The organism is Anabaena sp. CA = ATCC 33047, assembly GCF_963870205.1.
Lineage (GTDB): Bacteria > Cyanobacteriota > Cyanobacteriia > Cyanobacteriales > Nostocaceae > Trichormus.
This window is the reverse complement of sequence record NZ_CAWMSA010000043.1, coordinates 24,716-50,860: the sequence shown is the minus strand read 5'-3', so window position 1 is coordinate 50,860 and position 26,145 is coordinate 24,716. Positions and strand designations below refer to the sequence as shown.

The 26,145-nt window shown below is 41.7% G+C and carries 22 protein-coding genes and 1 pseudogene; 16 read left to right on the top strand and 7 right to left on the bottom strand.

What is annotated here, in order from left to right; all coding sequences use genetic code 11:
* Positions 1-119: 119 nt before the first annotated feature.
* A complete protein-coding gene (glnA, locus tag AACS98_RS11295; protein WP_066379743.1) occupies positions 120-1,535 on the top strand; it encodes a type I glutamate--ammonia ligase in 1,416 nt (471 codons plus the stop codon).
* Between the two features lie 103 nt (positions 1,536-1,638).
* Here the strand turns inward: glnA and AACS98_RS11290 are convergent, their stop codons facing one another.
* Entirely contained in the window at positions 1,639-1,842 is a 204-nt protein-coding gene (locus tag AACS98_RS11290) for a hypothetical protein (protein ID WP_066379740.1), read from the bottom strand.
* A 246-nt stretch (positions 1,843-2,088) separates the two neighbouring features.
* On the opposite strand from AACS98_RS11290, the gene AACS98_RS11285 reads away from it, so the two are divergent.
* Positions 2,089-3,147, top strand: coding sequence for a class I SAM-dependent methyltransferase (locus tag AACS98_RS11285; protein ID WP_066379738.1), 1,059 nt, complete (start codon positions 2,089-2,091; stop codon positions 3,145-3,147).
* 450 nt (positions 3,148-3,597) lie between these two features.
* Here AACS98_RS11285 and patX read toward each other — a convergent pair whose 3' ends face one another.
* The 4 genes from patX to AACS98_RS11265 form a co-directional block, all read right to left on the bottom strand.
* Positions 3,598-3,828 carry a heterocyst-inhibiting protein PatX gene (patX, locus tag AACS98_RS11280; protein ID WP_066379735.1) on the bottom strand — a complete coding sequence of 77 codons (231 nt, stop codon included), beginning with the start codon at positions 3,826-3,828 and terminating at the stop codon, positions 3,598-3,600.
* Positions 3,829-3,939: 111 nt separating this feature from the next.
* Positions 3,940-5,706: an FAD-dependent oxidoreductase gene (locus tag AACS98_RS11275; protein ID WP_066379732.1), complete on the bottom strand. Its 1,767-nt coding sequence runs from the start codon at positions 5,704-5,706 to the stop codon at positions 3,940-3,942.
* Positions 5,707-5,796: 90 nt separating this feature from the next.
* The gene (locus AACS98_RS11270) at positions 5,797-7,257 is read right to left on the bottom strand and encodes a serine/threonine-protein kinase (RefSeq protein WP_066379726.1); all 1,461 of its coding nucleotides are present in this window, start codon (positions 7,255-7,257) and stop codon (positions 5,797-5,799) included.
* A gap of 118 nt (positions 7,258-7,375) precedes the next feature.
* Positions 7,376-8,452: an RNA-guided endonuclease InsQ/TnpB family protein gene (locus tag AACS98_RS11265; protein ID WP_066379723.1), complete on the bottom strand. Its 1,077-nt coding sequence runs from the start codon at positions 8,450-8,452 to the stop codon at positions 7,376-7,378.
* Between the two features lie 237 nt (positions 8,453-8,689).
* Here AACS98_RS11265 and AACS98_RS11260 point away from each other — a divergent pair, with 237 nt between their 5' ends.
* The 5 genes from AACS98_RS11260 (at position 8,690) to hetR (ending at position 16,718) form a co-directional block, all read left to right on the top strand.
* Positions 8,690-8,869 (top strand): hypothetical protein, encoded by a 180-nt coding sequence (locus tag AACS98_RS11260; protein ID WP_066379720.1) that lies wholly within the window; start codon positions 8,690-8,692, stop codon positions 8,867-8,869.
* A gap of 65 nt (positions 8,870-8,934) precedes the next feature.
* Positions 8,935-9,981: a zinc-dependent dehydrogenase gene (locus tag AACS98_RS11255; protein WP_066379717.1), complete on the top strand. Its 1,047-nt coding sequence runs from the start codon at positions 8,935-8,937 to the stop codon at positions 9,979-9,981.
* Between the two features lie 179 nt (positions 9,982-10,160).
* The gene (locus AACS98_RS11250) at positions 10,161-11,441 is read left to right on the top strand and encodes an inorganic phosphate transporter (protein ID WP_369815982.1); all 1,281 of its coding nucleotides are present in this window, start codon (positions 10,161-10,163) and stop codon (positions 11,439-11,441) included.
* A 605-nt stretch (positions 11,442-12,046) separates the two neighbouring features.
* A complete protein-coding gene (locus tag AACS98_RS11245) occupies positions 12,047-14,431 on the top strand; it encodes a DMT family transporter (protein WP_066379715.1) in 2,385 nt (794 codons plus the stop codon).
* Between the two features lie 1,387 nt (positions 14,432-15,818).
* Entirely contained in the window at positions 15,819-16,718 is a 900-nt protein-coding gene (gene hetR, locus AACS98_RS11240) for a heterocyst differentiation master regulator HetR (protein WP_066379710.1), read from the top strand.
* Between the two features lie 807 nt (positions 16,719-17,525).
* On the opposite strand, the pseudogene AACS98_RS11230 reads toward hetR, so the two are convergent.
* Positions 17,526-17,846: pseudogene (locus AACS98_RS11230) on the bottom strand (RNA-guided endonuclease InsQ/TnpB family protein); the annotation flags it as partial.
* Between the two features lie 344 nt (positions 17,847-18,190).
* On the opposite strand from AACS98_RS11230, the gene AACS98_RS11225 reads away from it, so the two are divergent.
* The 7 genes from AACS98_RS11225 (at position 18,191) to AACS98_RS11195 (ending at position 24,252) form a co-directional block, all read left to right on the top strand.
* Positions 18,191-18,685, top strand: a complete 495-nt coding sequence (locus tag AACS98_RS11225) for a hypothetical protein (RefSeq protein ID WP_066379705.1) — start codon at positions 18,191-18,193, stop codon at positions 18,683-18,685.
* Between the two features lie 241 nt (positions 18,686-18,926).
* Entirely contained in the window at positions 18,927-19,574 is a 648-nt protein-coding gene (locus AACS98_RS11220) for a pentapeptide repeat-containing protein (protein ID WP_197480101.1), read from the top strand.
* Positions 19,575-19,739: 165 nt separating this feature from the next.
* A complete protein-coding gene (locus tag AACS98_RS11215) occupies positions 19,740-20,564 on the top strand; it encodes an SDR family oxidoreductase (RefSeq protein WP_066379698.1) in 825 nt (274 codons plus the stop codon).
* Positions 20,565-20,586: 22 nt separating this feature from the next.
* Positions 20,587-21,522 (top strand): alpha/beta fold hydrolase, encoded by a 936-nt coding sequence (locus tag AACS98_RS11210; RefSeq protein ID WP_197480102.1) that lies wholly within the window; start codon positions 20,587-20,589, stop codon positions 21,520-21,522.
* Positions 21,523-21,810: 288 nt separating this feature from the next.
* Positions 21,811-23,259: a F0F1 ATP synthase subunit beta gene (gene atpD, locus AACS98_RS11205; protein WP_066379693.1), complete on the top strand. Its 1,449-nt coding sequence runs from the start codon at positions 21,811-21,813 to the stop codon at positions 23,257-23,259.
* 94 nt (positions 23,260-23,353) lie between these two features.
* Entirely contained in the window at positions 23,354-23,767 is a 414-nt protein-coding gene (gene atpC / locus AACS98_RS11200; protein WP_066379690.1) for an ATP synthase F1 subunit epsilon, read from the top strand.
* A gap of 323 nt (positions 23,768-24,090) precedes the next feature.
* Positions 24,091-24,252, top strand: coding sequence for a WD40 repeat domain-containing protein (locus AACS98_RS11195; protein ID WP_197480103.1), 162 nt, complete (start codon positions 24,091-24,093; stop codon positions 24,250-24,252).
* A gap of 163 nt (positions 24,253-24,415) precedes the next feature.
* On the opposite strand, the gene AACS98_RS11190 is transcribed toward AACS98_RS11195, so the two are convergent.
* Positions 24,416-24,715: a 30S ribosomal protein PSRP-3 gene (locus AACS98_RS11190; protein ID WP_015141290.1), complete on the bottom strand. Its 300-nt coding sequence runs from the start codon at positions 24,713-24,715 to the stop codon at positions 24,416-24,418.
* 155 nt (positions 24,716-24,870) lie between these two features.
* Between AACS98_RS11190 and AACS98_RS11185 the strand changes: the two genes are divergently transcribed.
* Entirely contained in the window at positions 24,871-24,996 is a 126-nt protein-coding gene (locus AACS98_RS11185) for a hypothetical protein (protein ID WP_255362887.1), read from the top strand.
* Between the two features lie 83 nt (positions 24,997-25,079).
* Complete coding sequence (locus tag AACS98_RS11180; RefSeq protein WP_066379687.1) at positions 25,080-25,886, top strand: TIGR01548 family HAD-type hydrolase; 807 nt, start codon at positions 25,080-25,082, stop codon at positions 25,884-25,886.
* Positions 25,887-26,145 lie beyond the last annotated feature (259 nt).

The following is a 26,145-nucleotide window of genomic DNA, read 5'->3' as shown; positions in this document are numbered from 1 at the left end:
TTTAATGTTTAGAATTTACGATATTTCAGGTGTGTCACAACTTTGTTCCGCTCAGTAGGGTTAGGATGCTTTGGCAGATTCTGGTTTTACGTTAAGAAATTGGCAGAGAAGGAGTAAAAATGACAACCCCACAAGAAGTCTTGAAAATGATTCAAGACCAAAACATCCAGATGATTGATCTGAAATTCGTCGATACCCTCGGCACTTGGCAGCACCTCACCGTCTACCAAGACCAGATTGACGAAAGTTCATTCTCTGATGGTGTACCCTTCGACGGTTCCAGCATTCGGGGTTGGAAAGGCATCGAAGAATCAGACATGACAATGGTGTTAGATGCCAAGACCGCTTGGATCGACCCATTCATGGCAGAGCCAACACTCAGCATCATTTGTAGCATCAAAGAACCTCGTACTGGCGAATGGTATAACCGTTGCCCACGGGTTATTGCTCAAAAAGCAGTAGACTACTTAGTTTCTAGTGGTCTTGGTGACACCGCCTTCTTTGGCCCTGAAGCTGAATTCTTCATCTTTGATGATGTCCGCTATGACCAAACTGCCAACGAGGGATACTACCACCTCGATTCAATTGAAGGCCGTTGGAATTCCGGTAGAAAAGAAAGCCCCAACCTCGGTTACAAACCCCGCTTCAAAGAAGGTTACTTCCCAGTCGCGCCCACAGATACCTTCCAAGATATGCGGACAGAAATGCTGTTGACGATGGCAAAACTAGGTGTGCCTATTGAAAAGCATCACCACGAAGTAGCCACCGGTGGTCAGTGTGAGTTGGGCTTCCGCTTTGGTAAATTAATCGAAGCTGCCGACTGGTTGATGACCTACAAATACGTCATCAAAAACGTAGCTAAGAAATACGGCAGAACCGTTACCTTCATGCCCAAACCAGTGTTTGGTGATAACGGTTCTGGGATGCACACCCACCAGTCTATTTGGAAAGATGGTAAACCTCTGTTTGCCGGTGACAAATATGCTGGTTTGAGTGACATGGCATTACACTACATTGGTGGTATTCTCAAACACGCACCAGCACTGTTAGCACTCACCAACCCTTCCACCAACTCTTACAAGCGTTTAGTACCTGGCTATGAAGCTCCTGTGAACTTGGCTTACTCCCAAGGTAATCGTTCCGCTTCTGTTCGCATCCCATTATCTGGCACTAACCCCAAAGCCAAGCGTTTAGAGTTCCGTTGTCCAGACGCAACTGCTAACCCCTACTTGGCATTTGCAGCTATGCTGTGTGCTGGTATCGATGGCATCAAGAACAAAATCGATCCCGGTGAACCTTTAGATAAAAATATCTATGAACTCTCTCCAGAAGAACTGGCGAAAGTTCCTTCTACACCCGGTTCTTTAGAACTAGCGTTGGAAGCACTGGAGAATGATCACGCTTTCTTGACAGAATCAGGCGTATTCACTGAAGACTTTATCCAAAACTGGATTGATTACAAGCTAGCTAATGAGGTTAAGCAGTTACAACTGCGTCCTCATCCTTATGAGTTTTACCTCTATTACGACGCTTAATTAATACCTGTTTGCCATATTCCAGAGATAAAATCGGCCACCCTTGGGGGTGGCTTTTTTTCTCTGGTTTTCGCAACATAATTCTCAAATTTGTGAATTTTGCCTAGCTCATAGCCGCATTGCTACGACCGTAAATCATTCTGGTAGTTGGGTCAATCTTGCCTTGAATTGGGTTCCAGTAGTGAGATGCTTCTTCCGCCGGAACACCGATTTCTTGTGCAGCACGCATCAGCATCGATTGTTGACGATTCTTGATTTGCTGATATTGGCGCATCATAATCGCACGGGATTTTTCTTGAATAGACATAACACTCCCTCCAGATGGTTTTAAAAATATATGTTGGATTAATCTTTGTCTCTCTATTAATCAATCTAGCAAAAATTCTGTAACATACACTACTAAATGCGGTTTTTGTAATAAAACTTAAAATTTGAGATATTAAGTTAATCTGATTACCCGTTTTCAGAGGAAACCTTTCCCAAAGCAGATGAATTTTTTGTTAAGATTTATTAAGTTTAACCTCTAAATGTAATAAATACTTAAGTCATTGCCATGTCTGACACTTTGACTAAACTCACCTATCAAACGTTTCAACAGGGTAAAAATTACTTTAGTCTGGCTCATAAAACATTAGCTACGCAGTTAAGAGACGTACTTTATCCCACACTCCAGCGAAAGATTAAACCCATTCCCACGCAGCTTTTACTCCAACTGCGCGAAAAAGTGAATCAACTTTTAGAAATAGACTGGCAGGATGCACAACAAGGTGTGTATCCTGAAACTCTACTGTTTGATAATCCTTGGGAAGAGTTTTTCCTTTACTATCCCCTGATGTGGCTAGACTTACCTCAGATTTGGGAACGGATTAAACAAAAAAAATATCAAGATTTTGCGCCAGAAATAGACACAGAGGGTTATCCGAGCTATTATGTTCAAAACTTCCATCACCAAAGTAATGGCTACCTGAGCGATTTGTCAGCCAATTTATATGACTTACAGGTAGAAATTCTCTTTGGCGGAACAGCTGATCCTATGCGTCGGCGAATTCTAGCTCCGCTTAAACAAAGTTTAGCAGCCTTTAATTCTGTTACAGCAAAACAAATACGGGTTTTAGATGTAGCTTGTGGAACTGGACGCACTCTTCGGTTGATTCGGTCAGCTTTACCGCAAGTATCATTATTTGGGACAGACTTATCGCCAGCTTATTTACGGAAAGCAAATCAGTTACTTTCAGAAATTCCCGGAGAATTACCGCAACTTGTACAAGCCAATGCGGAAGAGTTGCCTTATTTAGATAATTATTTTCATGCTGTAACTTCTGTATTCCTTTTCCATGAATTACCAGCATCAGTCCGTCAAACTGTAATTGACGAATGTTATCGGGTGACAAAACCAGGAGGAGCTTTTATTATTTGTGACTCAATTCAGAGGAGTGATGCGCCTGATATGGCTGAGGTAATGGATAATTTTTCAGGTACTTTTCATGAACCCTACTATCAGCACTACACCACTGACAACTTAGTAGAACGTTTAGAAAAAGCAGGGTTTGAGAATATCGAGATTCAAGTCCATTTTCTGAGCAAGTATTTTATTGCTCATAAACCAAATTAAGGGATTTCCTAATGAACTACCTCTGGCTGAAACGGGCTTTATACAGGGGTAGTTCATATATTTTAATTTAGGTAAATCACCTATAATATCATGTCCGGCTAAATACTTGTCATTACGAACGTAGCGATAGCGAAGAGAAGTAATCCCACAATTCAGGTGATTGCGTCGTTTCACTTCGTTGCACTCGCAATGACATATCGTAAGTCATTAAGCGGACTTGATATAAATTACCAATGTGGATGAGATTTTGAAATCAAATCAACAGTTACACATTGTTTTCAAGAATGGAGATTCTATGATTCCAGGTGGCGAATTCCTGGGTGCTGGTAATGCCAGATTAAAAAGTTTTTTTGTGCTTAAAGAGTTTGTTAAAAAGGTTGAACAGTTTTTGAATTTGTTTGTTCAAGATAAATATTGATATTACCACACACAGGCGTTAAACCGCAATTACTACATATTAACAAGGCTATTCCCTTGGGATTCAATTAAATTCCTCCGTCCACTACCACGAACAGGTTTAGCACCTTCTGGCAGATTACGCTGAGATTTAGGTCTGAGTGAAATCATATCTGGCGAATTAGCCGAGGGGAGGAGGGAATTTTGATTGACTATTTTTTGGTAATCAACAGCTAGTGAACCAAACACCAGACTAGAAATTAAAAAAGTAACAGCAGCACGCATCACAGACATCTCCTTGTGAACTTTCTTAACTACTGCTACTGATTTCTATGGAATAAGTCCGGACAAATTTTAAAAAAAGTAGTGCTTTTTACTGAAAAAAACAGAAACAGTCTATAATGCCAGCTTTTCAACTAATAACCAGTTACCAGCTTGATTTATGCGACCCCAAACAGTCAGCTGTTGCTTATCAGTTAAGATTTGCATCTGCGCGTCTATATGCGATCGCCAGGTGACAAGCTGCCAAGTCTGCCCTACACTAGCAGCAGGAGCAGTCACAGTGAAACGATAATCTTGCGGATTGACAATATCCAGAACGCCTGTAAAGCAGTCAGTTTCCCCTGTTAACGCCTGATCAGAATCAGAGTGGTCATACTCATCCACAGATGAAGCGGGACAATTACCACTTGGGGGGTAGACTTGAGGTTCATTTAAGTAATACAATTGCCATTGCTGCCATTCTGGATGATTAGGCAGAAGATTAAATAGAGGTATGATAGCCGCAGGTGCTTGCTGGTCTTGTAATAAAGCCGCTTGCAAAGCGTTTACAGGTAAATCTCGTGGCTGACAATTCAACTCTACACACATAGCAGCAGCCATTCCCGCCGCTTGACCAATACCCAAAACTACGGGTTGTAATCGAGTTGCGCCATTGGCAATATGAGAAACAGAAATATTCTTTTCACAAACTAATAGTCCATCTGTGGTAGCGGGAACTAGACAACGGTAGGGAATAGTGAAAGGTGTTCCCGTCCAACGTCCTCCCCAACGGATCGATTTTGGTTGTAGTGGCAAATTGAAGTTGGGATAATGATGGTCGTTGGCGTAATTACCAAGAGCAATGGCATCTGGGAATAAAGCTGCTACCCTACCCCCGGCGACTGGTAAAATATCCTGTTCTCTAATTGTGGTCAGTCCTACCAAGCGGCGACTTTCTCTAAAATAAGGATGCAGGGCAAAGGCTGGATAATCATGAGGAAAAACTTGCTCTGCTAAACCATAGCGGCGACCAAGCTGATTTTGAATAAAATGGGCGAAATTTTGGCTGTGCCAACGACATTCTTGTAAAAACTCACTCTTAGATAGATTAGACTCGATTAATCGTCCTACTCCTTCAGCGTAATCATTACCGCATATCGGCCAGTTAATCATAAATAGATTGCCCGGCAAGCGTCCATAATTCAAGAATTTCTCTGCACCGTAGTTTTCCCAAGCTCCAACAAACAACGCCGGATCATAATTAGGGGACGGGGGAATTTCTGGGGCGACATCTGCGCCAAAATCTTGCATCACTACTACCCAAGTGGGTGCTTGTACGGGATATTTGCTGGTGATATCGTTAAACTCAAGGGGTGCGCTGGGTTCTTGCCATTGCGATCGCAATTCCCAACCCCAACGGTAAGGTATCTCTGCTAAGGCTAATAAATCTCCTAACTCTGTACCGTCAAGAATCACTTTGGCTTGCACAGTAAAATCTGCAAACCGCACACCAGTAATACAGTTGTCTTGCTGTAAAACTTCTAGTGGTATTTGTCCAGAAATCCAATGCAGATTTGTTAATTCGCGTACCCAATTAGCAAAAATTTCTGCTCCTACACGGGGATCATAGCTAAAAAAGCTCACCCAACTGTTATTTAGTCCTCCTGGCTGTTTTTGCTGCAATTCCCGCAAAAATGCACCCCATAACCCGGTTTGAAAGGCTATGAGTTCGTTACCGTCTGGCGCAGATACTCCGGCTGAGGTGAGCATTCCTCCTAACCAGGGAAATTCACTCACGAGGATAGTTTTAGCACCCCGTCGTGCTGCTTGGATAGCCGCAGCTGTTCCTCCTGTTCCACCACCTACGACTAAGATATCGGCTGTGTATGTTTGATGTGTCATGTTTTAACCTCTCTGGATTTTTGGATTATGAGAGGTTATTATTGCTGATTTGAGGTTGATTTTTTTGAACGCGGAGGTACGCGGAGGGTTTTAGGAGTTTTTGGGATTTTTTAAGAGGAAAACTAATATTGCTCCTGAAATAATGCCGCCTATCCAACCAAATAAACTATTAACTAAAATCCACCAGCCTGATTGTTCAACATATCGCCGCAGTATCCACCATTGGATGATCCCTACTATGGGGCCTACTAAAAGTAGGGAATATTCGGGGTAAGCACCGCTTAGGAGAAGGGAGATACAAGTACCTAATGTAGTTCCTAATAGCCACGACTTTTCTGAGATGGGTATGTGTCGTCTTAGGACTAATAATTGCATATAAGCTACTGTTAAGCCCATTGTTATGGCTACAGTTTGATAAGTTAGGATGTTACCGAAGATAGGTTCTACTATTGCATAGGCGATCGCTGCAAAAATAAATCCTCCTATTAAACCCATGACATTCACTAACACCCATTGCAAATAAAATCCTAGTCCGATGTTTGGGTGTTGGGTAGATACCGCCGGTGCAGGAGATACAGAGGGTTGCGGAATTTCTTGACGATATTGTTCTGGAACTGTGGGCGGTGGAGAATACAGGGTAGGCTCAACATTAATCGGTTGCTGTTGTGAGGGTTCAACAGGTAGCGTTGGTGTATGTTCTGGATGCGCTGTTGTCTGTGTTGGTGCGTAAGGACTGCCCAATTGCTGTACAGATGCTAAAGCTTCTACTGCCGACTGGTAGCGTTGCCGAAAGTCGTAGCGTACCATTTTGTCTAATACTTCTGCTAGGGCTGGGCTGATTTGTACCAAGTGTCGCCAGACAATTTCTGCTGTTTGTACATCTTCTTCTAATTGATGGGGCATTAATCCTGTTAAAGCTTGAATGCCTATCATCCCGACTGCGTAGATATCACTACTTAACCTGGGGCTACCCCGACTCTGTTCACTGGGCATATAACCAGCTGTCCCAATACCTACAGTCATTTTAGTTACGCCTTCGCCAGTTACTACCTGTGTACTAATTTGTTTAACTGCGCCAAAGTCAATTAGTACAACTTTGCCGTCACTATTACGGCGGATCAGGTTTGGTGGTTTGATGTCTCGGTGAATGACTTGATTTTGATGGACAAAGGCTAAGGGTTGTAGGATATTTTGCAACAGGGAGATAGTATAGGCTTCGCTCAGTCGTTTTCCGGGGGTGAGTTCATCACTGAGGGGATGCCCATCAATAAATTGTTGCACGAGAAAGAATTCCTCGTTTTCTTCAAAGTGCGCCAATAGTTGGGGTATTTGGTCGTGGTTCCCTAACTTATGTAGTAACTGTGCTTCTGATTGAAACAACCGCCTAGCAACCTGTAATGTCATCGGATCGGTTGCCATTGGTTTAAGTTGTTTGACTACACACAGACTGTTGTAAAGTTTTGTGTCTTCGGCAATAAAGGTTTGACCAAAACCACCAGCACCCAAGACTTTGGTAATTTTATAGCGTCCGTCTAATAACTGACCCAACATAAAGGCGATCGCACACAAGAATGTCTGTATTTTAACTGCTATATAAATATTAGACAAAGCTAGATATTTATTTCTTACTTCATCGGGAGCATGGGAGCAGTTATCCCTCAGTAAGCTTTCAAGGTTTAGCCAACCTCGATATATTAATTGCTGCGTTTAAATCCCTGTCTATTGAAAAACCACAATTTTCACAATTGTAAGTTCTTTGCTGAAGTGGCATATCTTGAATATGCCCACAATTTGAACAGGTTTTACTAGATGGATACCATGTATCAATAATGATTATTTCACAGCCAAATTTTTTAGCCTTATATTCCAACTGCCGTTTAAACTCATAAAACCCACAATCAGCAATTACTTGAGCTAATTTATGGTTAGATAACATCCCCGAAACATTTAAATATTCGATAACTACTTTGGCGTGGTTTTTGCATAAATAAGTAGTTATTTGATGAAGGGTGTTTTTTCTTAGGTTTGCTATCTTGGCGTGGTGTTTAGCTAGCTTGATTTTAGCTTGATTACTATTGCTAGAACCTTTAACTTTTCTAGCAAGTTTTCTAGAAAGATTTTGGAGCTTCCTTAAATGATATTTATAGTGTTTTGGGTTGGGAAACACTACTCCAGTTGATAAAGTTGCTAATTCCTTAACACCTAAATCAACTCCTACTACATCATGCTGTTTTTCGGTTATTTCAGTTTCTTGCTCATAAGCAACAGAAACATACCAACTATCAGCGATTCTAGATATGGTAATAGCTTTACAAGCTGTATGAGGTAAACCTTCGTAAGTTTTAACCCATCCAATTGTGGGTAATTTAATTGATTTACCGCCTACGGGGATAGGTTTACCACTAGCATCTATTGTAAAAGAATCATCTTTCCCTTTCTTTTTAAATTTTGGATAACCGCTTTTACCAGCAAAAAATCTATCAAATGCTGCTCCTAAATTATCAAAAGCATATTGAGTTATCTTTTGACAAATTCCCTTTTGTTTAATCCATGTAAATTCAGGTTTTACATAATTGTTAAAGAATTTTTTGAGCAGATATTTATTGGGTTTTAAGCCATCTTTAACAAAACTATTCCAAGTAGCAATACCCCAATTGTAAGTAAATCTAGCAATACCAGCGTGCTTACTCATTATTACTTTTTGAGATTTGCTCAACTTAAGTTTTGTTTTAATGGCTAAAAGCATTGCTAGTTTTTCAACACTTAATTTCTTTCTTGTCTGAGTTTGTTAGCTCCTGTACAGCTTTGTTAATAGCTTTCTGAAGATTTTTCTTTATTTCTTGAGAATATTCTTTTAGCTGAAAGTTTAACGCTCTTATCCCATCGTTGCCAGGTTTTAACCGATACTCCAATTTTTTCAGCAAATTCATACTGCTTAAACATAAAAATACCTGTATAATTATATATTTATGTATAGGTGTATATGTTTGTCTATTTAATTGTCAACTTCGATGACTATCCAGAAACAATGGTTGAGGTATTGCGGGGACAGTCCCAAAATTACAAAAAAACTCCCCTCACTTTGATTGAATTACTTAAATGTCTGAGTAAACAGATACTAGAATTTACCAGCAAGGTTTTATCGTCGGAATTAGAAATTTAAAACTTTATAGCTTAACGTAGGCGAGAAATGTTAAATCTAGTAACGTTGAGCGGTGAAAAATCAACGTGAAAGCACAGGTATTTAGAGGTGTAAATCAACTTTCCTACGAAGAAGTCCCCGTACCGAGTCTGGAAGCAGATGAAGTTTTGGTACAGGTGCAAGTAGTCGGTCTATGTCAGTCAGATATTAAAAAAATTCGTTATCCTCTCTATGAACCACCGCGCATTTTTGGACATGAAACCGCCGGCACGATCGCCGCAGTCGGTTCAGATGTGGTAGGTTGGCAAGTAGGACAACGGGTAGCAGTTATGCACCATATCCCCTGTATGCGTTGTGCTTACTGCATGAATGATAATTTCTCTATGTGCGATGTTTACAAAAACATCTCGACAACAGCAGGGTTTAACCCCAGTGGTGGCGGTTTTGCTGAGTATGTCAAAGTTCCTGGTCATATTGTGCAGAATGGTGGGTTAATCCCGATCCCCGACGATATTAGTTTTGAAGAAGCCAGTTTTGTCGAACCTACCAACTGTTGTTTAAAAGCTGTCAAAAAAGCCCAAATTGTCCCCGGACAAACGGTATTGGTAACTGGTGCAGGGCCAATTGGCTTAATGTTTGTGATGTTGGTGAAGTATTTCGGGGGCAAAGCGATCGCCACTGATTTATTACCGTCTAGAATAGAAAAAGCTCTCAGTGTCGGTGCAGAAGCCGCTTTTGATGCTCGTGACCCCGATTTAGCTGCTAAAATTCATAGTCTCACCGGTGGACTAGGTGTTGATGTCACACTATTAGCTGTCCCCAGTGATAAAGCTTTCTTTCAAGCCCTTGATTGTACCCGTAAAGGCGGCAAAATCCTATTTTTTGCCGAATTTCCCGACGAGGTAGAAATTCCCATTAATCCCAATATTCTCTACCGTCGCGAAATCGACTTAATGGGTAGCTATAGTTCCTCCTATCGTCTGCAAAATCTGGCGGCAGACATTGTATTTAATCGTCGCATCGATGTGCAAGCTTTAATCAGCGATCGCTACCCATTACAAGATTTATCAGCAGCCGTAGACCAAGCGATCGCACCTACGCCAGAAACTTATAAAATCCTCATTTATCCTTAAGTTGGAGACTGGGGACTGGGGACTGGGGGGATGAGGAGAATAAATTTTACCCAGTTGTCAACTGTCAACTGTCAACAATCAACAGTCAACCATCCCCATTTTGAATTTTGAATTTTGAATTTTGAATTTTGAATTTTGAATTTTGAATTTTGAATTGGTCTGACCCCCTGCCCCCCTATATGGAAATATCGATTACATTACTGATAGTAGCCATACTAGCCTTCTATGTAGCTTGGAATCTCGGAGCTAACGACGTTGCCAATGCAATGGGAACTTCTGTTGGTTCCAAAGCTATTACTCTCAAGCAAGCACTAATTATTGCGGGAGTTTTAGAATTCACTGGTGCGGTTTTATTTGGTCATCAAGTGACAGCTACCCTAGCAACTAAAGTAGCCAAACCAGATTTATTTGCAGCTACACCCCAAGTTTTAGTTATTGGGATGTTGACAGTATTGATTTCTTGTGGTATGTGGCTACAAATTGCCACAACACGGGGTTTACCTGTATCCTCATCCCATGCGGTTGTCGGTGCGATCGCAGGTTTTAGTTGGGTAGCTTTAGGAGTCGGGGCGATTGATTGGTCAACAATTGGTTCAATCACTATTGGTTGGATTTTAACACCAGTTATCAGTGGAGCGATCGCCGCTTTATTTTATAGTCAAATCAAACACTGGATTTTGGATCAACCACAGCAAATTCAACAACTACAAGAGTGGATACCCTGGTTAAGTACAGTCCTCATTGGAGTATTTGGGGTAATTGTTCTACCTCTGTTCACTCAACCCATCAACAATTTTTTAATTGCACAACTGGGAATTCACATCCCACCCCACGACATCCCCCTGGTAATAGGTGCAGTCGCCGCAGTTGCACTGACTATGATTAGTTGGCGACAGTTAGAAGAAGCGGAGGAAGAAAAGCCTTTACCCAGTCCCCAGTCCCCAGTCCCCAGTCCCGAATACCTATTCGCCCGCTTTCAAGTCCTCAGTGCTTGCTTTGTGGCGTTTGCACATGGTTCTAATGATGTGGGAAATGCGATCGCACCTGTAGCCGCGATCGTTTATATTGATCACACAGGCCAAGTACCCACAAACAGCATGACTATTCCCTTGTGGATTTTAATCCTAGGTGGTGCTGGGATTGTCGCCGGTCTAGCCGTCTGGGGTAAAAAAGTAATTGCTACTATCGGCGAAAATATTATTTCCTTACAACCCAGTAGTGGCTTCTGTGCTGAACTTGCCACCGCCACCACTATTTTACTCGCCTCCCGCCTGGGTTTACCTGTCTCCACCTCTCACGCCCTAGTTGGTGGTGTAGTCGGTATTGGACTGGTACAAGATATAAATTCCGTGAAATTCCAAACCCTCAAAGGTATAGCCGCAGCTTGGCTAGTGACTGTTCCTGTGAGTGCAGTTCTCAGTGCTGTGATCTTTAATATCGCGCGCATATTCTGGCTGTAAATATCAATTCTCGTGATGTGTCATGTTTAACTATTATCTTTGCTAATTTAACTGCGCCCATATCTACTGAAATTACAAAGTTAAGAAGTATTTTGCCAAAATGGCAATTAATTAATTAAAATGTTTGGTATGGGATGATTTTAATTTCAGTACGACCAACTCCATCATCCCAATATCAAAGATAGAAACTGTTCTCCTAGCTACATTTCTGAGCAATTTTCCCTAAATATAACAAATTAAACAATTCTCTTGTACTCAGGTACTGACTTGCAATAAGCTGATAATTAGTATTGCTACAAAAATAATAAGTATTTATATTAGGTGAGTTATTTTATTGTGCAGAAAATCTCACTTAGGCACTGAATAATGAACTCAGACTGATGCTATTCAGGTGTGCGACATTGAAACAAACTCAGTGTAATCGGCTGTGAGTAAATTTATATGCTTACCAACACTGAGTTAGCCATGACCAAATGAATTTGATATCCGTAAATGCTGTTAAAATTTTTGAGTTTATCTGACACAATCGGTGGAAATCAGAATGAACACTCAGCAAATTCACACAAAGCAGCTTTATCGTCAAGGTGTATAGAGGTTAGAAGCTAATGGGGCGATTTGAAAAGCGGCCAGACAACCCACGAGTCCGAGGCGAAATATCTAGAGCAGCAGAAACAGCTTTATGGGCTGTTGTGGAAGATTTAGAAAGTCTCCAGCAAAATTTACTCAGATCATTACAAGAAGAAATTAAACGGTTGCAGTCTGAAAAAGACCGTTTAACAGATGAAATTCACCAGCTGATCGAAGAAAAAGAACATTTACAAGAAGTCCGGCGAATTACTGAGCAGCAGGTGTTAATCCGTCAATTGTCAGAAGCTCTAGCCAAGCATATCTGTTCCCAACTGCAATCATCGCTAGCAGCTATCACTAGCCAAACAGAGCATCAAATTGCAGCACTCAAGTCAACTCAAAGCATTAACCCTGCTCATGAGAACTCTCAGGAAGCTGAAAAAATCCTAGGTACTCTGGATGATAACCTGACGATCGCCTTTAATTCCCTACAACAAGAACTCAAGAACTATCAAAACAATCTTTCCCAGCAGTTGTCTAGGATGTACAGTCAACAGCAGGAAGGAGAAAAGATTCTAGATGATTTTATTGATCAAATGCGTGAGGGATTGACAAAAACCATCCAAGAAACCTCTCGCATAGCAGCAAAAGTGTCACCCCCTACAGTATTGCAACCTGGGGAACTGCCACCGTCTAATTCTGCGCCAGTGGTAAGTGTATCACCACCAACTGTGTTGCAACCTGCTGAGTTACGTCCTTCAACTCCTCAACAAACACCGTCATCTGTAGAGGAAGATGAACACACTCGCACTGAGTCAGTTCCTACTCTCAGGGAAAAGTCTACTCAGAGTCACACCATCAGCCAGTCTGCCCCCACATCACCATCACCAATCATTGTCTCACCATCGGCAGACCAGCCTTCAGAATCAGTTACAAGCAAGACTACAATTTCTTCAAACAGCGAAACTAACACACCACCAGTTACAGAAACACCCCCAGAACCAATTTCTGTACTTCATAACCCACTATCTCAAGCACCAGAAACAAAACAAGTTCCTGAACCAATTTCTGTACTCAACCAGGAAACCTCTAGCAGCCCGGCGCAATCTTCATCTACTCCCACTACCGCTAAGGAACCGATTTCTGTACTCAATCAGGAAACCTCTAGCAGCCCGGCGCAATCTTCATCTACTCCTACTACCGCTAAGGAACCGATTTCTGTACTCAATCAGGAAACCTCTAGCAGCCCGGCGCAATCTTCATCTACTCCTACTACCGCTAAGGAACCGATTTCTGTACTCAACAGAAATTTATCAGCCAGTCAGACATCTCCAGCACCAGCATCACAACCACGCCGGGGATCAACTCCACCTCCAGCATCTCAAAGCCCCAGAAAATCTGGTTTATCACCTATCCAAATCGGCTTTTTGTTGATTGTGTCCTCTACAGTGATGTCATCGCTGTATAACGTCGCCATCAAGGGGATGTTTTATAAAACATCTCAAATGTCCACAGGGTTGGTGTTAGAAGGTTTAATCTCGCCTACTGTGGGGAATATTATGTTAATTCTCACCTTACGCTTGATGGTGGTTGTACCACTGATGATGCTGTTAGCTCCCATGATGCACCCCCAAGTTTGGCAAGATTTACAAAATATTAAGGAATCTTTTGGGAAAAATCGCTCGAATACTCGTGTGAAAAAACAAAGCGATTTGCAATTGATCATTGCTAGTGGTTGCTTTTTGTTTTTATCTCAAGTTTTAATTTACCTAGCTATTGGTCAAGTTGCTACAGGCACAGCGATCGCACTGTTCTTTATTTACCCGCTCATTAATGTCATCTTATCTTGGTTACTGCTGCGCGATCGCCCTAGTAAATTTCGTACCATCGCCCTCGGCGCAATTTTCTGCGGACAATTGCTAGTCTTTGCTGGACTTACAACTACTGGGATCGGCAATAATATCTTCGGTGGGTTCACAGCAATTGGGGCTGGAGTCGCTTTCGCTTGCTACTTACTACTCACCAGGGTGTGCGCTGCCAAAATACATCCAGTGTCTTTGACTTTCATTAACTTCGCCACCATGTTAGCTTTGAGCTTTGTATTTTTGATGTTACCTTTACCAAACACTTGGAATTTAGCAGTTGACCCGTCTAAGATACTAGAGATTGTTTTAACTGCTGCTATTTTGGGTGTATTAACTCTCTTGGGATATGTATCCAATCACATTGGAGTTAACAAACTAGGTGCATCGCGTTCAGCTATTATTGGTGCTGGTGTACCTATCTTAACTGTAATTTTTGCCGGATTGATGCTGCAAGAGAGCCTGAGCATCGTCCAGATTTTCGGAGTTTTATGCGTCACTTTTGGTGCCGCAGCTTTTAACTTCGTCACCAAGCGAAATCAAACTCAATCACCCGGTTGAAGAAACTCGAATGCGCCACTGTAGTCAGCCTAGGCCAAAAAGGTAAAAGTAACTAGCTAAAAAATCATTGCCTCTATCAGTCAAGTTTCACTGTTCTCAAGCAAATTATCCTACCGTAAAACTTTAACCAAAGATTTTACGTTGCCACTGGCAGAACATCTCTGCTTTTTTATCACAGGAGTGTTCTCAAGTTCAGTTACAAATTACTCTTTTTTCTCGATTTCACAAAAAACTGTTAACAACAACGATATCAACAACACAGCATAGCTACAGCAGGGAACAGGGAACAGGGAACAGGTTTGAAAGTCTCTTGGCATAAAGCTTTGTTCATAAAATTTGTACCTCATTTATCCCAAATCTGCTGTAAAATATACAGCAATCAATGGGGGTCAGGCGAGTCAGAATCAAAACTGTTTTGATATCTGGCTTTGATCCCTAAGCATGATATGTTGTTTTATCGCCAACTACTGTAGATCCCACTAGCAATCAACCAAAAATATTTAGGATAAATTGATATAATCACGGTTTACAACTGAGATGGTTTTCAGTTAAATGTCATCAAATCATGACTTTAAGAATTGATAGATCCAGGGATAATCATAAATTTTTTCAATATTAAGCCAAAAAAAATTAAGAATAGATTAATTCATACAATTTAAATCAAATGACAACTGAATATGGAATATCATGTTGTGAGGAAATAAAAGCAATTGCAAAGCTGCAAGTAAGATTATCTGCCTGATTTAGCATCTATGACCTTCGCGCCAACCAACTGCCTAGACTGCAACGAAATCAAAGATAGTTGCAGGTTGCATGGTAGGTAACAACGCCTTTTGAATTATATGAGCGTTAACTGGGTTGGTAGGTGACTTTCTCATCATATTCGGCTCTGTTACCTCTGGAAATATATGTATTAGCAAAAATATCCAGAGTCGGAAAGTTACCGTTAGTATCGAGGTTCTGGTCATAGACTCCAGTAATCTGTTTTTGCTCTCCGAGCAACCCAAGAGTTAAGACAGAAAAAATGTAGTGAGATTAGCAAAAAAGAGGATGACTGGATAAAGGACACAGACAATCCGGATACTGTCAAAAGTCCTTGTAGGTTACTTATTAGAACCATTATATAGTTCGCTACTAACTGATAAGGCTATCATGGAGAAAATTTGGCAGGTAATTGGCGATTTTTCGGTAAGATACAGGGATAAAGACAGTAACAACCATGTTACTGGTTATTAGAAATTACAGCGTGGAGGAATCAACACTTTGGCTACTAATTATCCTTTAGCAAGACCATAATATACATTCTCAAGGGAAGAAAACACCTTCCTTAAGGCGTAGACCTACTACTTTTTTAGACTAATAAGCGTGCTATTCAACTATTTGTAATATGAGTAATGACATCGATCTGATCAAACGTCTTGGTCCCAGTGCAATGGATCAGATCATGCTATACCTGGCTTTCAGTGCCATGCGGACAAGCGGGCATAGACATGGGGCGTTTTTAGATGCAGCAGCGACAGCAGCTAAGTGTGCCATATACATGACATATCTAGAGCAGGGGCAGAACCTACGCATGACGGGGCATTTGCACCACCTAGAGCCGAAACGAGTCAAAATTATCGTTGAGGAAGTCAGACAAGCTCTGATGGAGGGCAAACTGCTGAAGACGCTGGGTTCTCAAGAACCTCGCTATCTAATTCAGTTCCCCTATGTGTGGATGGAAAAGTTTCCTTGGCAACCAGGGCGATCGCGCATTCCAGGCACAAGCCTTACCAGTGAAGAGAAAAAGCAACTAGAGCAGAAACTACCCAGTAATCTCCCAGATGCTCAGTTAGTCACCTCCTTCGAGTTTATTGAGTTAATCGAATTTTTGCATCGGCGATCGCAAGAAGACTTACCACCAGAACATCAAATGCCGTTAAGTGAGGCTTTAGGAGAGCATATTAAACGTCGTCTGCTCTACTCTGGCACAGTGACACGCATAGACTCACCTTGGGGAATGCCCTTTTACGCTCTAACTCGTCCATTCTATGCCCCAGCAGATGAACAAGAGCGCACCTACATCATGGTAGAAGATACCGCCCGATACTTCCGCATGATGAAAGATTGGGCAGAACGCACACCCAATGTCATGCGCGCTGTAGAAGAACTGGATATTCCGCCAGAGCGATGGGATCAAGCAATGGAAGAACTGGATGAAATCGTCCGCGCTTGGGCAGATAAGTATCACCAAGCAGGGGGTATTCCCATGATTTTACAGATGGTATTTGGCAAAAAAGAGGACTAATCACTCAGGGAATAGAAAGTTTTTCAAATGCTTGTGAATTAAAACCATAATTTGGCCGAACATTGATTGTTTCAACTACCATTCAGCAGAAATTCTATATCCCGATTGCTACTAATATCAACTGCTCATCCCAATCATCACTCCTTAGTGTCAACCAATGCCTGCTGCAACCTTTTCCTGAGCGTAGAAGAAGGTAGGTAAGTAATTTTGCTTTTTGATTTTAGTCAACTGCTGTCTGATGTTTGCTTGTATACACTTTTTGCTTGTCTTTGTCTTTTAGACGTAAGATGAACAGAATTGTTGCATCAAACATTCCACACTTGACTCTTAGACAGGATACCAACAAATACCTTGATGATCTCACCTTCCGCTCAGGAAAAGTAAAAATTTTACCCAAAATTGTTGCTAGCCCGGCTGGAAAATCAAACGAACATAACTCATATAAGCTGGGTTTTGCAAGCGGCTCAAGCCCTCACTACAAACCTTCACGCTGCACAACAAATAGGGGTAGGTTCTGCACCCACCCCTGTTGTTGCCGATATTTTACGCCCAACGGCTAAGGCTACGGGTTTTAAACTAGCAACTAAATTTACCGAAAATTTGGGTTTGAGGTTCCCCTAACTTCTAGTTAGGCTTTTTGGTATAATTGAATTGTCTCAGGTAGAATATCCGCAGATACAGGACGACTCAATTGTTGAGTGAAATACGACAGGTCGGGAAATAATCAAGACAACTCGGTGGCGAAAACGAGTCTAATCAAAGCTAGCTAAATCAACAAAGTAGCACCAACCAGAAAACAAAAGTAAAGTTAGAACATTCTTGGCTAGTGCCGTTTGGATTTACAGCTATTACTTTCAAACCAGCATTTTCGGCTTTGTTTGAAAGTATCATTATAAACTGCCCCCATCCGGCATCATTAACGCTTTTAGCCAATTTTGTTTGAGCTAGTCCTTTGATATTCAACTTTTCAACAGCTATGACATCATAGTTGCCTAGCAATGCTTTAGCTGTCTTGAAGTGGAAATCTCTACGAGTATCAGCAACTTTTTTGTGCTGCTTACCGAGTTTTTGGATAGCTTTTTTACGACGATTAGAACTTTTGTTGCGTCTAGACACTTTACGCTGTGCCATCATCCCGCCATTCATCTCACGCTGCTCTTCGTGTCAGACGTGGGGCTTCTGTCGGTTCAAGCTAAAAAAGCTAATGTATGCCTTATGTGAAGATAAAGATAACAGATTGATTTGGTAGCGTCAAGACCAGCACAACGTCGCAAAAAAGCGATAAACTCATTACAAATCTGGGAGGCAAAGTTTGTTGCTTATCTAGCTGGAGATACCAGATTTATCTATTTGTGTTGTGGTGTGGGTGATGAGGATGATCAAAAACTAGACGGAAAAATTCTAACGCTGTACTAATTTTAACCTACTTGTGCATCTGTCTAATTAACTCTTAAGCACAACCTAGTTTGATTATGCCCAGGTCTAAAATCTTCTCTGAACCTTTTGATCCTCAAGGTGTTTATCCCTGTCCAGTCTGCCGGGTAGGTAAGATTTCTCACATCCCATTGATGGAAGCGATGGGTTGCGATTTCTGCCACGAAATCTTTACTGTTAATGTGGAACAACAACAGATTAAGATGCCTTCTCGACAACCTCCTTTGATGTGGCGGTGGAATGGGTTGAATTGGTCAGAGGTGCAGTTAGAAGGTGTAGAACTAGGTTGGGGTTATGGCTTGGCAGCAATTAGTTTTATCTTTCTACCCACATTTTTAATTGGTATAGTAGCTTATTATTTCCCTCCTAGTTCTCATGATCCTATTAGTTGGTTGCCATATATTTGGACAATATTAACTTTTTTATCACATTTATCAATTATTATTTGGATTTTTATAGAAGTTTATCAAATACCAATATCGGCATATTGGCGAGCCATTAATAGATGGAGAAACCGACAGATAGAAAGATAATGCAAAAATGTAGAATTCACAACTGAGAATTTTACAGATCAAAAGGAGTAGAGAATTTTTGTATAAAAGGTTATTGATAGCCTTAGCAGGTTGCGATAGGCTGAATATAATCTCTGAGTGCTAACTTTTTACCGTAGAATAAAACTGTACAAATAGTTACTACGGTGCTGCCCAGTCCTATTTAAATATATGGAGGGCTACATTTGTCTGAAAATAATTTGATTCTCCATTAACACATCTTATGAGCGATCTGGAGCGGTATTATAGGGTATTGGAATTAGAACCAGGAGCAAGCCTGGAGGAAATTAACCAAGCTTATAAAGATTTGGTGTTTGTATGGCATCCAGATCGTCTACCTAAAGATAACACCCGCTTACAACAGAAAGCACAAGAAAAACTCAAAGCCATTAATGAGGCGCGTGATAGGTTGCGCTCTTTAAATGGTAAGCATCAACATATTCATCATTCTCCCAAACCTCAACCGAAAAAAACAGCACCGAAAAACTATCAGCCACCCAACCCAAATCCAGATTTGAGTGGTAAAGATTTCAGCAGAGCTAATCTCAGTAATCGAGATTTATCTGGCAGGAATCTCAGTTATGCTAACTTAAGCGGTGCGAATCTCAGTGATACCTTCATGCACAAAGTTAATTTGAGAGGTGCAGATTTATCAGAGGCTAATTTATTCCGAGCCAATTTACTGTTAGCTGATTTGAGAGAGGCTAATTTACGTGCTGCCAACCTCATTGGTGCTGATTTGAGTGGTGCTGATTTGCGTGGTGCTGACTTAACAGGGGCGCGAATTCGCTCAGGCGATCGCCTCCTGGTAAAATTAATAGGTGCTAACTTAGCCGGTGCAATTATGCCTGATGGTGTAATTCATCGTTAAGTAGTCATTAGTCATTAGTCATTAGTCATTAGTCATTAGTCATTAGTCATTAGTCATTAGTCATTAGTCATTGGTCATTAGTCATTGGTCATTAGTCATTAGTCATTAGTCATTGGTCATTAGTCATTCTCTTTTTTATCGCCCGTCCCCCATTCCTTAATTAGCATGAATATTACAATTATTGGCTGTGGTTATGTTGGTTGTGCAATTGCTAAATATTGGCAGCAAAACTCATCTTTTGTTGTTACCGTCACCACCACTACACCTGAGCGTGTTCCCACATTACAAACATTAGCTGACAAAGTTATAGTAACTAAAGGCAATAATTTAGAGGGATTAACATCAGCACTACAAAATCAAGATGTTGTTTTGTTAAGTGTGGGTGCAAAAGGTGCAGATGTCTATGAAGAAACTTATTTAAATACTGCTAAAACTTTAGTTTCAGTTTTAGAACAAAATTCTACAGTTAAACAACTAATATATACAGGCAGTTATTCTGTTTATGGTGATAGGAATGGCGAATGGGTAGATGAAGAAACCCCACCTCAACCTAGCAATCGTAACGGAGAAATCTTGAAAGCCACAGAAGACACTTTACTAGCAGCATCTAGCGAAAATCTCCGCGTTTGTATCTTGCGCTTGGGCGGAATTTATGGTAAAGACAGAGAACTGATGAAAATCTTTAGCCGAGTTCCTGGTACAACCCGCCCTGGTAATGGTAGCGATGTCACCAACTGGATTCATTTAGATGATATTGTGGCAGCTATAGAATTTGCCAGACAACACCAATTACAAGGTATTTATAATTTAGTAGATGATGCCCATCTCACCAGTAAAGAATTACTCGATACGCTATTAGAGAAATATAATTTACCTAAAGTAACTTGGGATGATACAACTCAGAGTAATCGTCCTTATAATGCTAAAGTTTCTAATGAGAAAATCAAAACAGCCGGATATACGTTAATTCATCCTCAAATGATTTTTTAGTAAATAGTAAATCTTAGGAAATATGCAATTATCTCCATCTACCCAGTTTTATACTTGGCAGAATTATCGCTGTGCATATACAGTACATCAACATAGCAATTCTCAGCCTGACAGCATTCCTTTATTATTAGTTCAGCCCATTGGGGTGGGGTTATCAGGAAAATTCTGGCAACGTTTTTGTGATGAATGGTTGAATACAGGTAACAAGAATATAATTTATAATCCCGATTTATTAGGATGTGGTGAAAGTGATAAACCTCGTGTAGTTTATACTTCTAGAGATTGGGCAAATCAGTTAAGATACTTTTTACAAAATGTTATTCAAAAACCTGTAATTTTAGTAGTGCAAGGTGCTTCATTACCAATAGGACTGGAATTAGTTCAACAAGAATTAAATTTAATTGCTGGTTTGGTACTTTCAGTACCTCCATCTTGGCCTTTGATTAGTAAAAAGATACCAGCATGGCGACAAAAACTATTGTGGAATATTTTTGATTCACCAGTTGGTAGTGCTTTTTATCGCTATGCACGCACTCCTAAGTTTTTGAGTTCTTTCTCTACTCGTCAACTGTTTGCTTCAGCCGATGCTGTTGATCAAGAATGGTTAAATACTTTAGTTGCAGGTGCAGTTAACCCAGACAGTCGCCATGCAGTATTTTCGTTTTTAGCTGGATTTTGGCGAGAAGATTATAGGAGTGTAATGGCTGCTATCCAGCAACCGACGCTGGTAGTGATGGGAGAAGCAGCATCTAGTATTAGCAAAGAAGGGGAAACAGAAACACCTGACGATCGCTTGGCTGAGTACCTGGCTTGTTTACCGCAAAGTACAGGGGTGAAAATACCAGGGCGAAATGTTTTACCTTATGAGTCTACTACGGAATTTGTGCAAGCGATCGCTTCGCCAATATCAAAGGCGATCGCCGAAGGCTTAAGCTTCGCTTATCGCACCCTTTATTAGTCAATTATCCTAAGCGGTGCAGATACAGCAATTACCCACCTTGCTGCCCTAGCTGCTAGTGCAGCATTACCTTAATTTCGCCTCTAGGTTTTAAAACTTCAGAATCAATTTATGATTAACAATTGGGTCATTCAATCAAGCTGGTGGGAAGAAAGTCAGCGAACTGTTTTTTAAGGAATTGCTAACGGAACTCTGTCCCCCTCCGGTGCTACAGTTAAAGATGACATTGCATAATCTTATGTCTTGTAAGACCCATTCTGAAATATAGCTTCAATCATTAGGCGCAGCATGGTCACCACCGCAGAAAAAACAAACATCGGTTACATTACCCAAATCATTGGTCCGGTTGTAGACGTAAAATTTCCCGGCGGCAAATTACCGCAAATCTACAACGCCTTGACCATCAAAGGCACTAACGAAGCTGGACAAGAAATCAACCTGACCATCGAAGTACAGCAACTTTTGGGCGACAACCAAGTTCGCGCCGTTGCTATGAGTTCTACCGATGGTTTAGTGCGTGGTTTGGAAGTTGTTGATACAGGCGCACCCATTAGCGTACCCGTTGGTAAAGCTACCCTCGGTCGAATTTTCAACGTCCTGGGCGAACCCGTAGACAACCAAGGGCCAGTCAATAACGAGGAAACTCTACCCATCCACCGTTCCGCGCCTAAGCTAACTGACCTAGAAACCAAACCATCCGTATTCGAGACAGGGATTAAGGTCGTTGACCTGCTCACCCCCTATCGTCGTGGTGGTAAAATTGGTCTGTTCGGCGGTGCAGGTGTGGGCAAAACCGTGATCATGATGGAGTTGATCAACAACATCGCAACTCAACACGGTGGCGTGTCTGTGTTCGCTGGCGTGGGAGAACGTACCCGTGAAGGGAACGACCTCTACAACGAAATGATTGAATCTGGGGTAATCAACAAAGACAACCTCAACGAATCTAAGATTGCTCTCGTTTACGGTCAAATGAACGAACCACCCGGAGCGAGAATGCGCGTTGGTTTGTCTGGTTTGACAATGGCAGAATACTTCCGGGATGTGAACAAGCAAGACGTATTGCTGTTCGTTGACAACATCTTCCGGTTCGTACAAGCTGGTTCTGAAGTATCCGCACTGTTAGGTCGGATGCCTTCTGCTGTAGGATATCAGCCAACCTTGGGTACTGACGTAGGTGAACTGCAAGAGCGGATTACCTCCACTACCGAAGGTTCTATTACCTCAATTCAAGCTGTATACGTACCTGCGGACGACTTGACCGACCCCGCACCAGCAACCACCTTTGCTCACTTGGATGGTACAACTGTACTATCTCGTGGCTTGGCAGCTAAGGGTATTTATCCCGCAGTAGATCCTCTGGGTTCTACTTCTACCATGTTGCAACCCAACATTGTAGGCGACGAACATTACAACACTGCACGCGCTGTACAAGCAACCCTACAACGCTACAAAGAATTGCAGGACATCATCGCTATCTTGGGTCTAGATGAATTGTCTGAAGAAGACCGTCTCACCGTAGCACGGGCGCGGAAGATTGAGCGTTTCTTGTCTCAGCCTTTCTTCGTAGCGGAAGTATTTACCGGTTCCCCTGGTAAGTACGTGAAGTTGGAAGACACCATCAAAGGCTTCCAGAAGATTCTATCTGGTGAATTGGATGATCTGCCAGAGCAAGCCTTCTACTTGGTAGGCGACATCAACGAAGCGATCGCCAAAGCTGAAAAACTCAAAGGCTAGAAATTAGTCATTAGTCATTAGTCATTAGTTATTAGTGCAAAGCTATTTGACTAATGGCTGTTGACTGTTAACTGTTGACCCTTGACTTGAAATTATGACCCTAACTGTCCGTGTAATCTCCCCAGATAAAACAGTGTGGGATGCTGAAGCTGATGAAGTGGTTTTACCCAGCACTACCGGTCAGCTAGGTATCTTGAGTGGACACGCGCCACTGTTAACCGCACTGGATACAGGTGTATTAAGAGTACGCCCTAACAAAAGCGCAGATTGGCAAGCGATCGCTCTTTTAGGTGGTTTCGCTGAAGTTGAAGAAAACGAAGTGACTATTCTGGTGAATGGTGCTGAACGTGGCGACAGCATTAACCAAGAAGAAGCTCGTGCTGCTTATAGCCAAGCTCAAACAAAATTGAACCAAGTACCAGCCGGCGATCGCCAAGCTCAAATTCAGGCTAATCAAGCCTTTAAACGCGCTCGCGCTCGCTTTCAAGCTGCTGGCGGTTTGGTTTAAAGGTACGGTAAGTAGATTATTTTTTAGGGTGGGCTATTGGCTCACCCTATTTTGTTTAGATGGAGTTTTTTTAACGCGGAGAGAAGTATGAGCGGCGGCTACCGCCGTAGACGCGCAAGCGGCTTGTTGTAGACATCATAACTTCTCCTAACGGAGACGCTGCGCGTAGCTTGCTTCCCCGTAGGGGTACGGTGGGAACGCGGAGGTAAACGCGGAGGGGAGGCAGCGCGTTGGGCGGGTTTCCCGACTTAAAGCGACTGCCGTCGCGCGGAGTGTGAAGAGTTTGTACTTAGAGGTAAAAGTTACACTAAGTTTAAGAAATCTTGCTCGGTTCGGATGAAGTGATACTTGATCAGGATATTGCCAACCAGTCAGATCAATTGTTTTTAGAAAGACAAAACCGCCCGTGTGATACCTTGCTAGCAACACTAACAGGACATACACGGGCAGTTTTAGCGATCGCTTTTAGTCCAGATGCTCACTAAAATTCTGTCCACAGGCGGCGATGATAACACCATTAAATTGTGGAATGTTCACACTGTTGAGTCTTGAGTGCTGAGTTGCGAGTGCTGAGTGAAGAATGATATTTTTCCTCTATCCCCAGTCCCCAGTACCCAGTCCCCAGTCCCCAGTCCCCAGTCCCTCAAATCAAGCACTACCTGTGAAGGCAACTTCAGGGAATTTTAACTGTGCTTCTGCCATCGGACGGTTTCTACCTTCCTCTTGCCAGTAGTTAATCACTTCTGTTGCCTTGTTGAGCAACTCTACGCGATCTATATCAGAAATCCAGTGTTTAGATTCGAGTTCTTTCTTTAACTCTTCCCAGGCATCATTTCTAGGCCAGAAAAAATACTTAGTCAAAGGGCTTGTACCTTTGCCTACAACTTGATCAACTGCTAGGGCAACGTTCTCGTCTAGCCAAAGAATTTTCAAAATGAACTTGGACAATTATACCTCCGGGGAATCTCCGGCTACTAATTACTAAGTTTGCGATCGCTTATTTTAACCTAATACTCAGTCACTTGACAAAAGAGGTTGGAGAATTGGGTATGGGGAATGGGGCATTTTAGATATTAGGGATGATTGTATAGATAGAGATAATTGTGAATAGACCTGATTTTGAGGATTTGGAAATTTACCGACTGGCTGAAAAGTTGGCTAATGTGATTTGGCAGAAAGTCAATAAATGGGATAATTTCGCTAAAGATACAGTTATCTCAAATCCATAGGCAATAGAAATTAGAGCCTAGAAACTTATAGGCATAAAGCAAGAGCAGGAAATACCCCATACCCCATGCCCCATTCCCCGATTATGAGTAAAAACTTTTCAGCAAAAGCGATCGCTATATTTGATATTGATGGTGTTATCCGCGATGTGGGTAATTCCTATCGTCGGGCATTAGCAGACACGGTAGAATATTTTACTAACAGTGCTTATCGTCCTACATCCTTAGAAATTGACCAACTCAAATCAGAAGGCATTTGGAATAATGACTGGGAAGCATCCCAAGAATTAATTTATCGCTACTTTGCCAGTCAAGGACAGCCCCGCGAACAATTACAACTAAATTACGACAGTATTGTTGCCTTTTTTCAATCCCGTTATCGTGGTTCAAATCCCGACAATTGGACGGGATATATTTGTGATGAACCCTTATTATTACAAAAGAGCTACTTAGAGCAATTGACACAAGCGGATATAGCTTGGGGGTTCTTCAGTGGTGCAACCCGTGCTTCTGCTACCTATGTTTTAGAGAAACGTTTGGGTTTACAGTCTCCGGTATTGATTGCAATGGAAGATGCACCCGGTAAACCAGATCCTACAGGACTTTTTGCCACCGTCAACAAGTTAGAGAATGAATTAGAGGCAACATCAACAGTCATCTACGTAGGTGATACCGTGGCGGATATGTACACTGTAGGTAAAGCTAGAGAACTGAAGCCTCACCGGACTTGGATTGGTGTGGGTATTCTACCGCCTCATGTACAGGAAACCACAGCCCGCAGTGAGGCTTATACACAAAAACTACTCACAGCAGGTGCAGCAGTGGTTTTAAGTAATGTTGAACAGCTCACTTCAGATAAAATTCAGGAATTATTACTACAACAAAAACAGTAACAGGACTTACGCAACTGGCATATTAGTAGGGTGCGTCAGTTATCAAACATACGTTTATTGACAACATTGAAACAGTCTGACGCACCCTACAAGATATATTTAATGTGACTGGCATATTAGTAAGGTGCGTCAGATATCAAAAATACATTTATTGAAAACATTTAAGCAGTCTGACGCACCCTACAAGATATATTTAATGTGACACTTGCGTAAGTCCTAAGTAAAAATAGTTTGAGTCTTGGGAATTGGGAGGAAGTCG

Bases quoted from the DNA above. Each gene is read 5' to 3' on its own strand.
- AACS98_RS11285 (WP_066379738.1), top strand. From the start codon at position 2,089: ATGTCTGACACTTTGACTAAACTCACCTATCAAACGTTTCAACAGGGT.
- patX (WP_066379735.1), bottom strand. From the start codon at position 3,828: ATGCGTGCTGCTGTTACTTTTTTAATTTCTAGTCTGGTGTTTGGTTCA.
- AACS98_RS11245 (WP_066379715.1), top strand. From the start codon at position 12,047: ATGGGGCGATTTGAAAAGCGGCCAGACAACCCACGAGTCCGAGGCGAA.
- AACS98_RS11275 (WP_066379732.1), bottom strand. From the start codon at position 5,706: ATGACACATCAAACATACACAGCCGATATCTTAGTCGTAGGTGGTGGA.
- AACS98_RS11290 (WP_066379740.1), bottom strand. From the start codon at position 1,842: ATGTCTATTCAAGAAAAATCCCGTGCGATTATGATGCGCCAATATCAG.
- AACS98_RS11265 (WP_066379723.1), bottom strand. From the start codon at position 8,452: ATGCTTTTAGCCATTAAAACAAAACTTAAGTTGAGCAAATCTCAAAAA.
- AACS98_RS11215 (WP_066379698.1), top strand. From the start codon at position 19,740: ATGAATATTACAATTATTGGCTGTGGTTATGTTGGTTGTGCAATTGCT.
- AACS98_RS11220 (WP_197480101.1), top strand. From the start codon at position 18,927: ATGAGCGATCTGGAGCGGTATTATAGGGTATTGGAATTAGAACCAGGA.
- AACS98_RS11180 (WP_066379687.1), top strand. From the start codon at position 25,080: ATGAGTAAAAACTTTTCAGCAAAAGCGATCGCTATATTTGATATTGAT.
- hetR (WP_066379710.1), top strand. From the start codon at position 15,819: ATGAGTAATGACATCGATCTGATCAAACGTCTTGGTCCCAGTGCAATG.
- AACS98_RS11250 (WP_369815982.1), top strand. From the start codon at position 10,161: ATGGAAATATCGATTACATTACTGATAGTAGCCATACTAGCCTTCTAT.
- AACS98_RS11260 (WP_066379720.1), top strand. From the start codon at position 8,690: ATGTTTGTCTATTTAATTGTCAACTTCGATGACTATCCAGAAACAATG.
- AACS98_RS11225 (WP_066379705.1), top strand. From the start codon at position 18,191: ATGCCCAGGTCTAAAATCTTCTCTGAACCTTTTGATCCTCAAGGTGTT.
- atpC (WP_066379690.1), top strand. From the start codon at position 23,354: ATGACCCTAACTGTCCGTGTAATCTCCCCAGATAAAACAGTGTGGGAT.
- glnA (WP_066379743.1), top strand. From the start codon at position 120: ATGACAACCCCACAAGAAGTCTTGAAAATGATTCAAGACCAAAACATC.
- AACS98_RS11270 (WP_066379726.1), bottom strand. From the start codon at position 7,257: ATGTTGGGTCAGTTATTAGACGGACGCTATAAAATTACCAAAGTCTTG.
- atpD (WP_066379693.1), top strand. From the start codon at position 21,811: ATGGTCACCACCGCAGAAAAAACAAACATCGGTTACATTACCCAAATC.
- AACS98_RS11210 (WP_197480102.1), top strand. From the start codon at position 20,587: ATGCAATTATCTCCATCTACCCAGTTTTATACTTGGCAGAATTATCGC.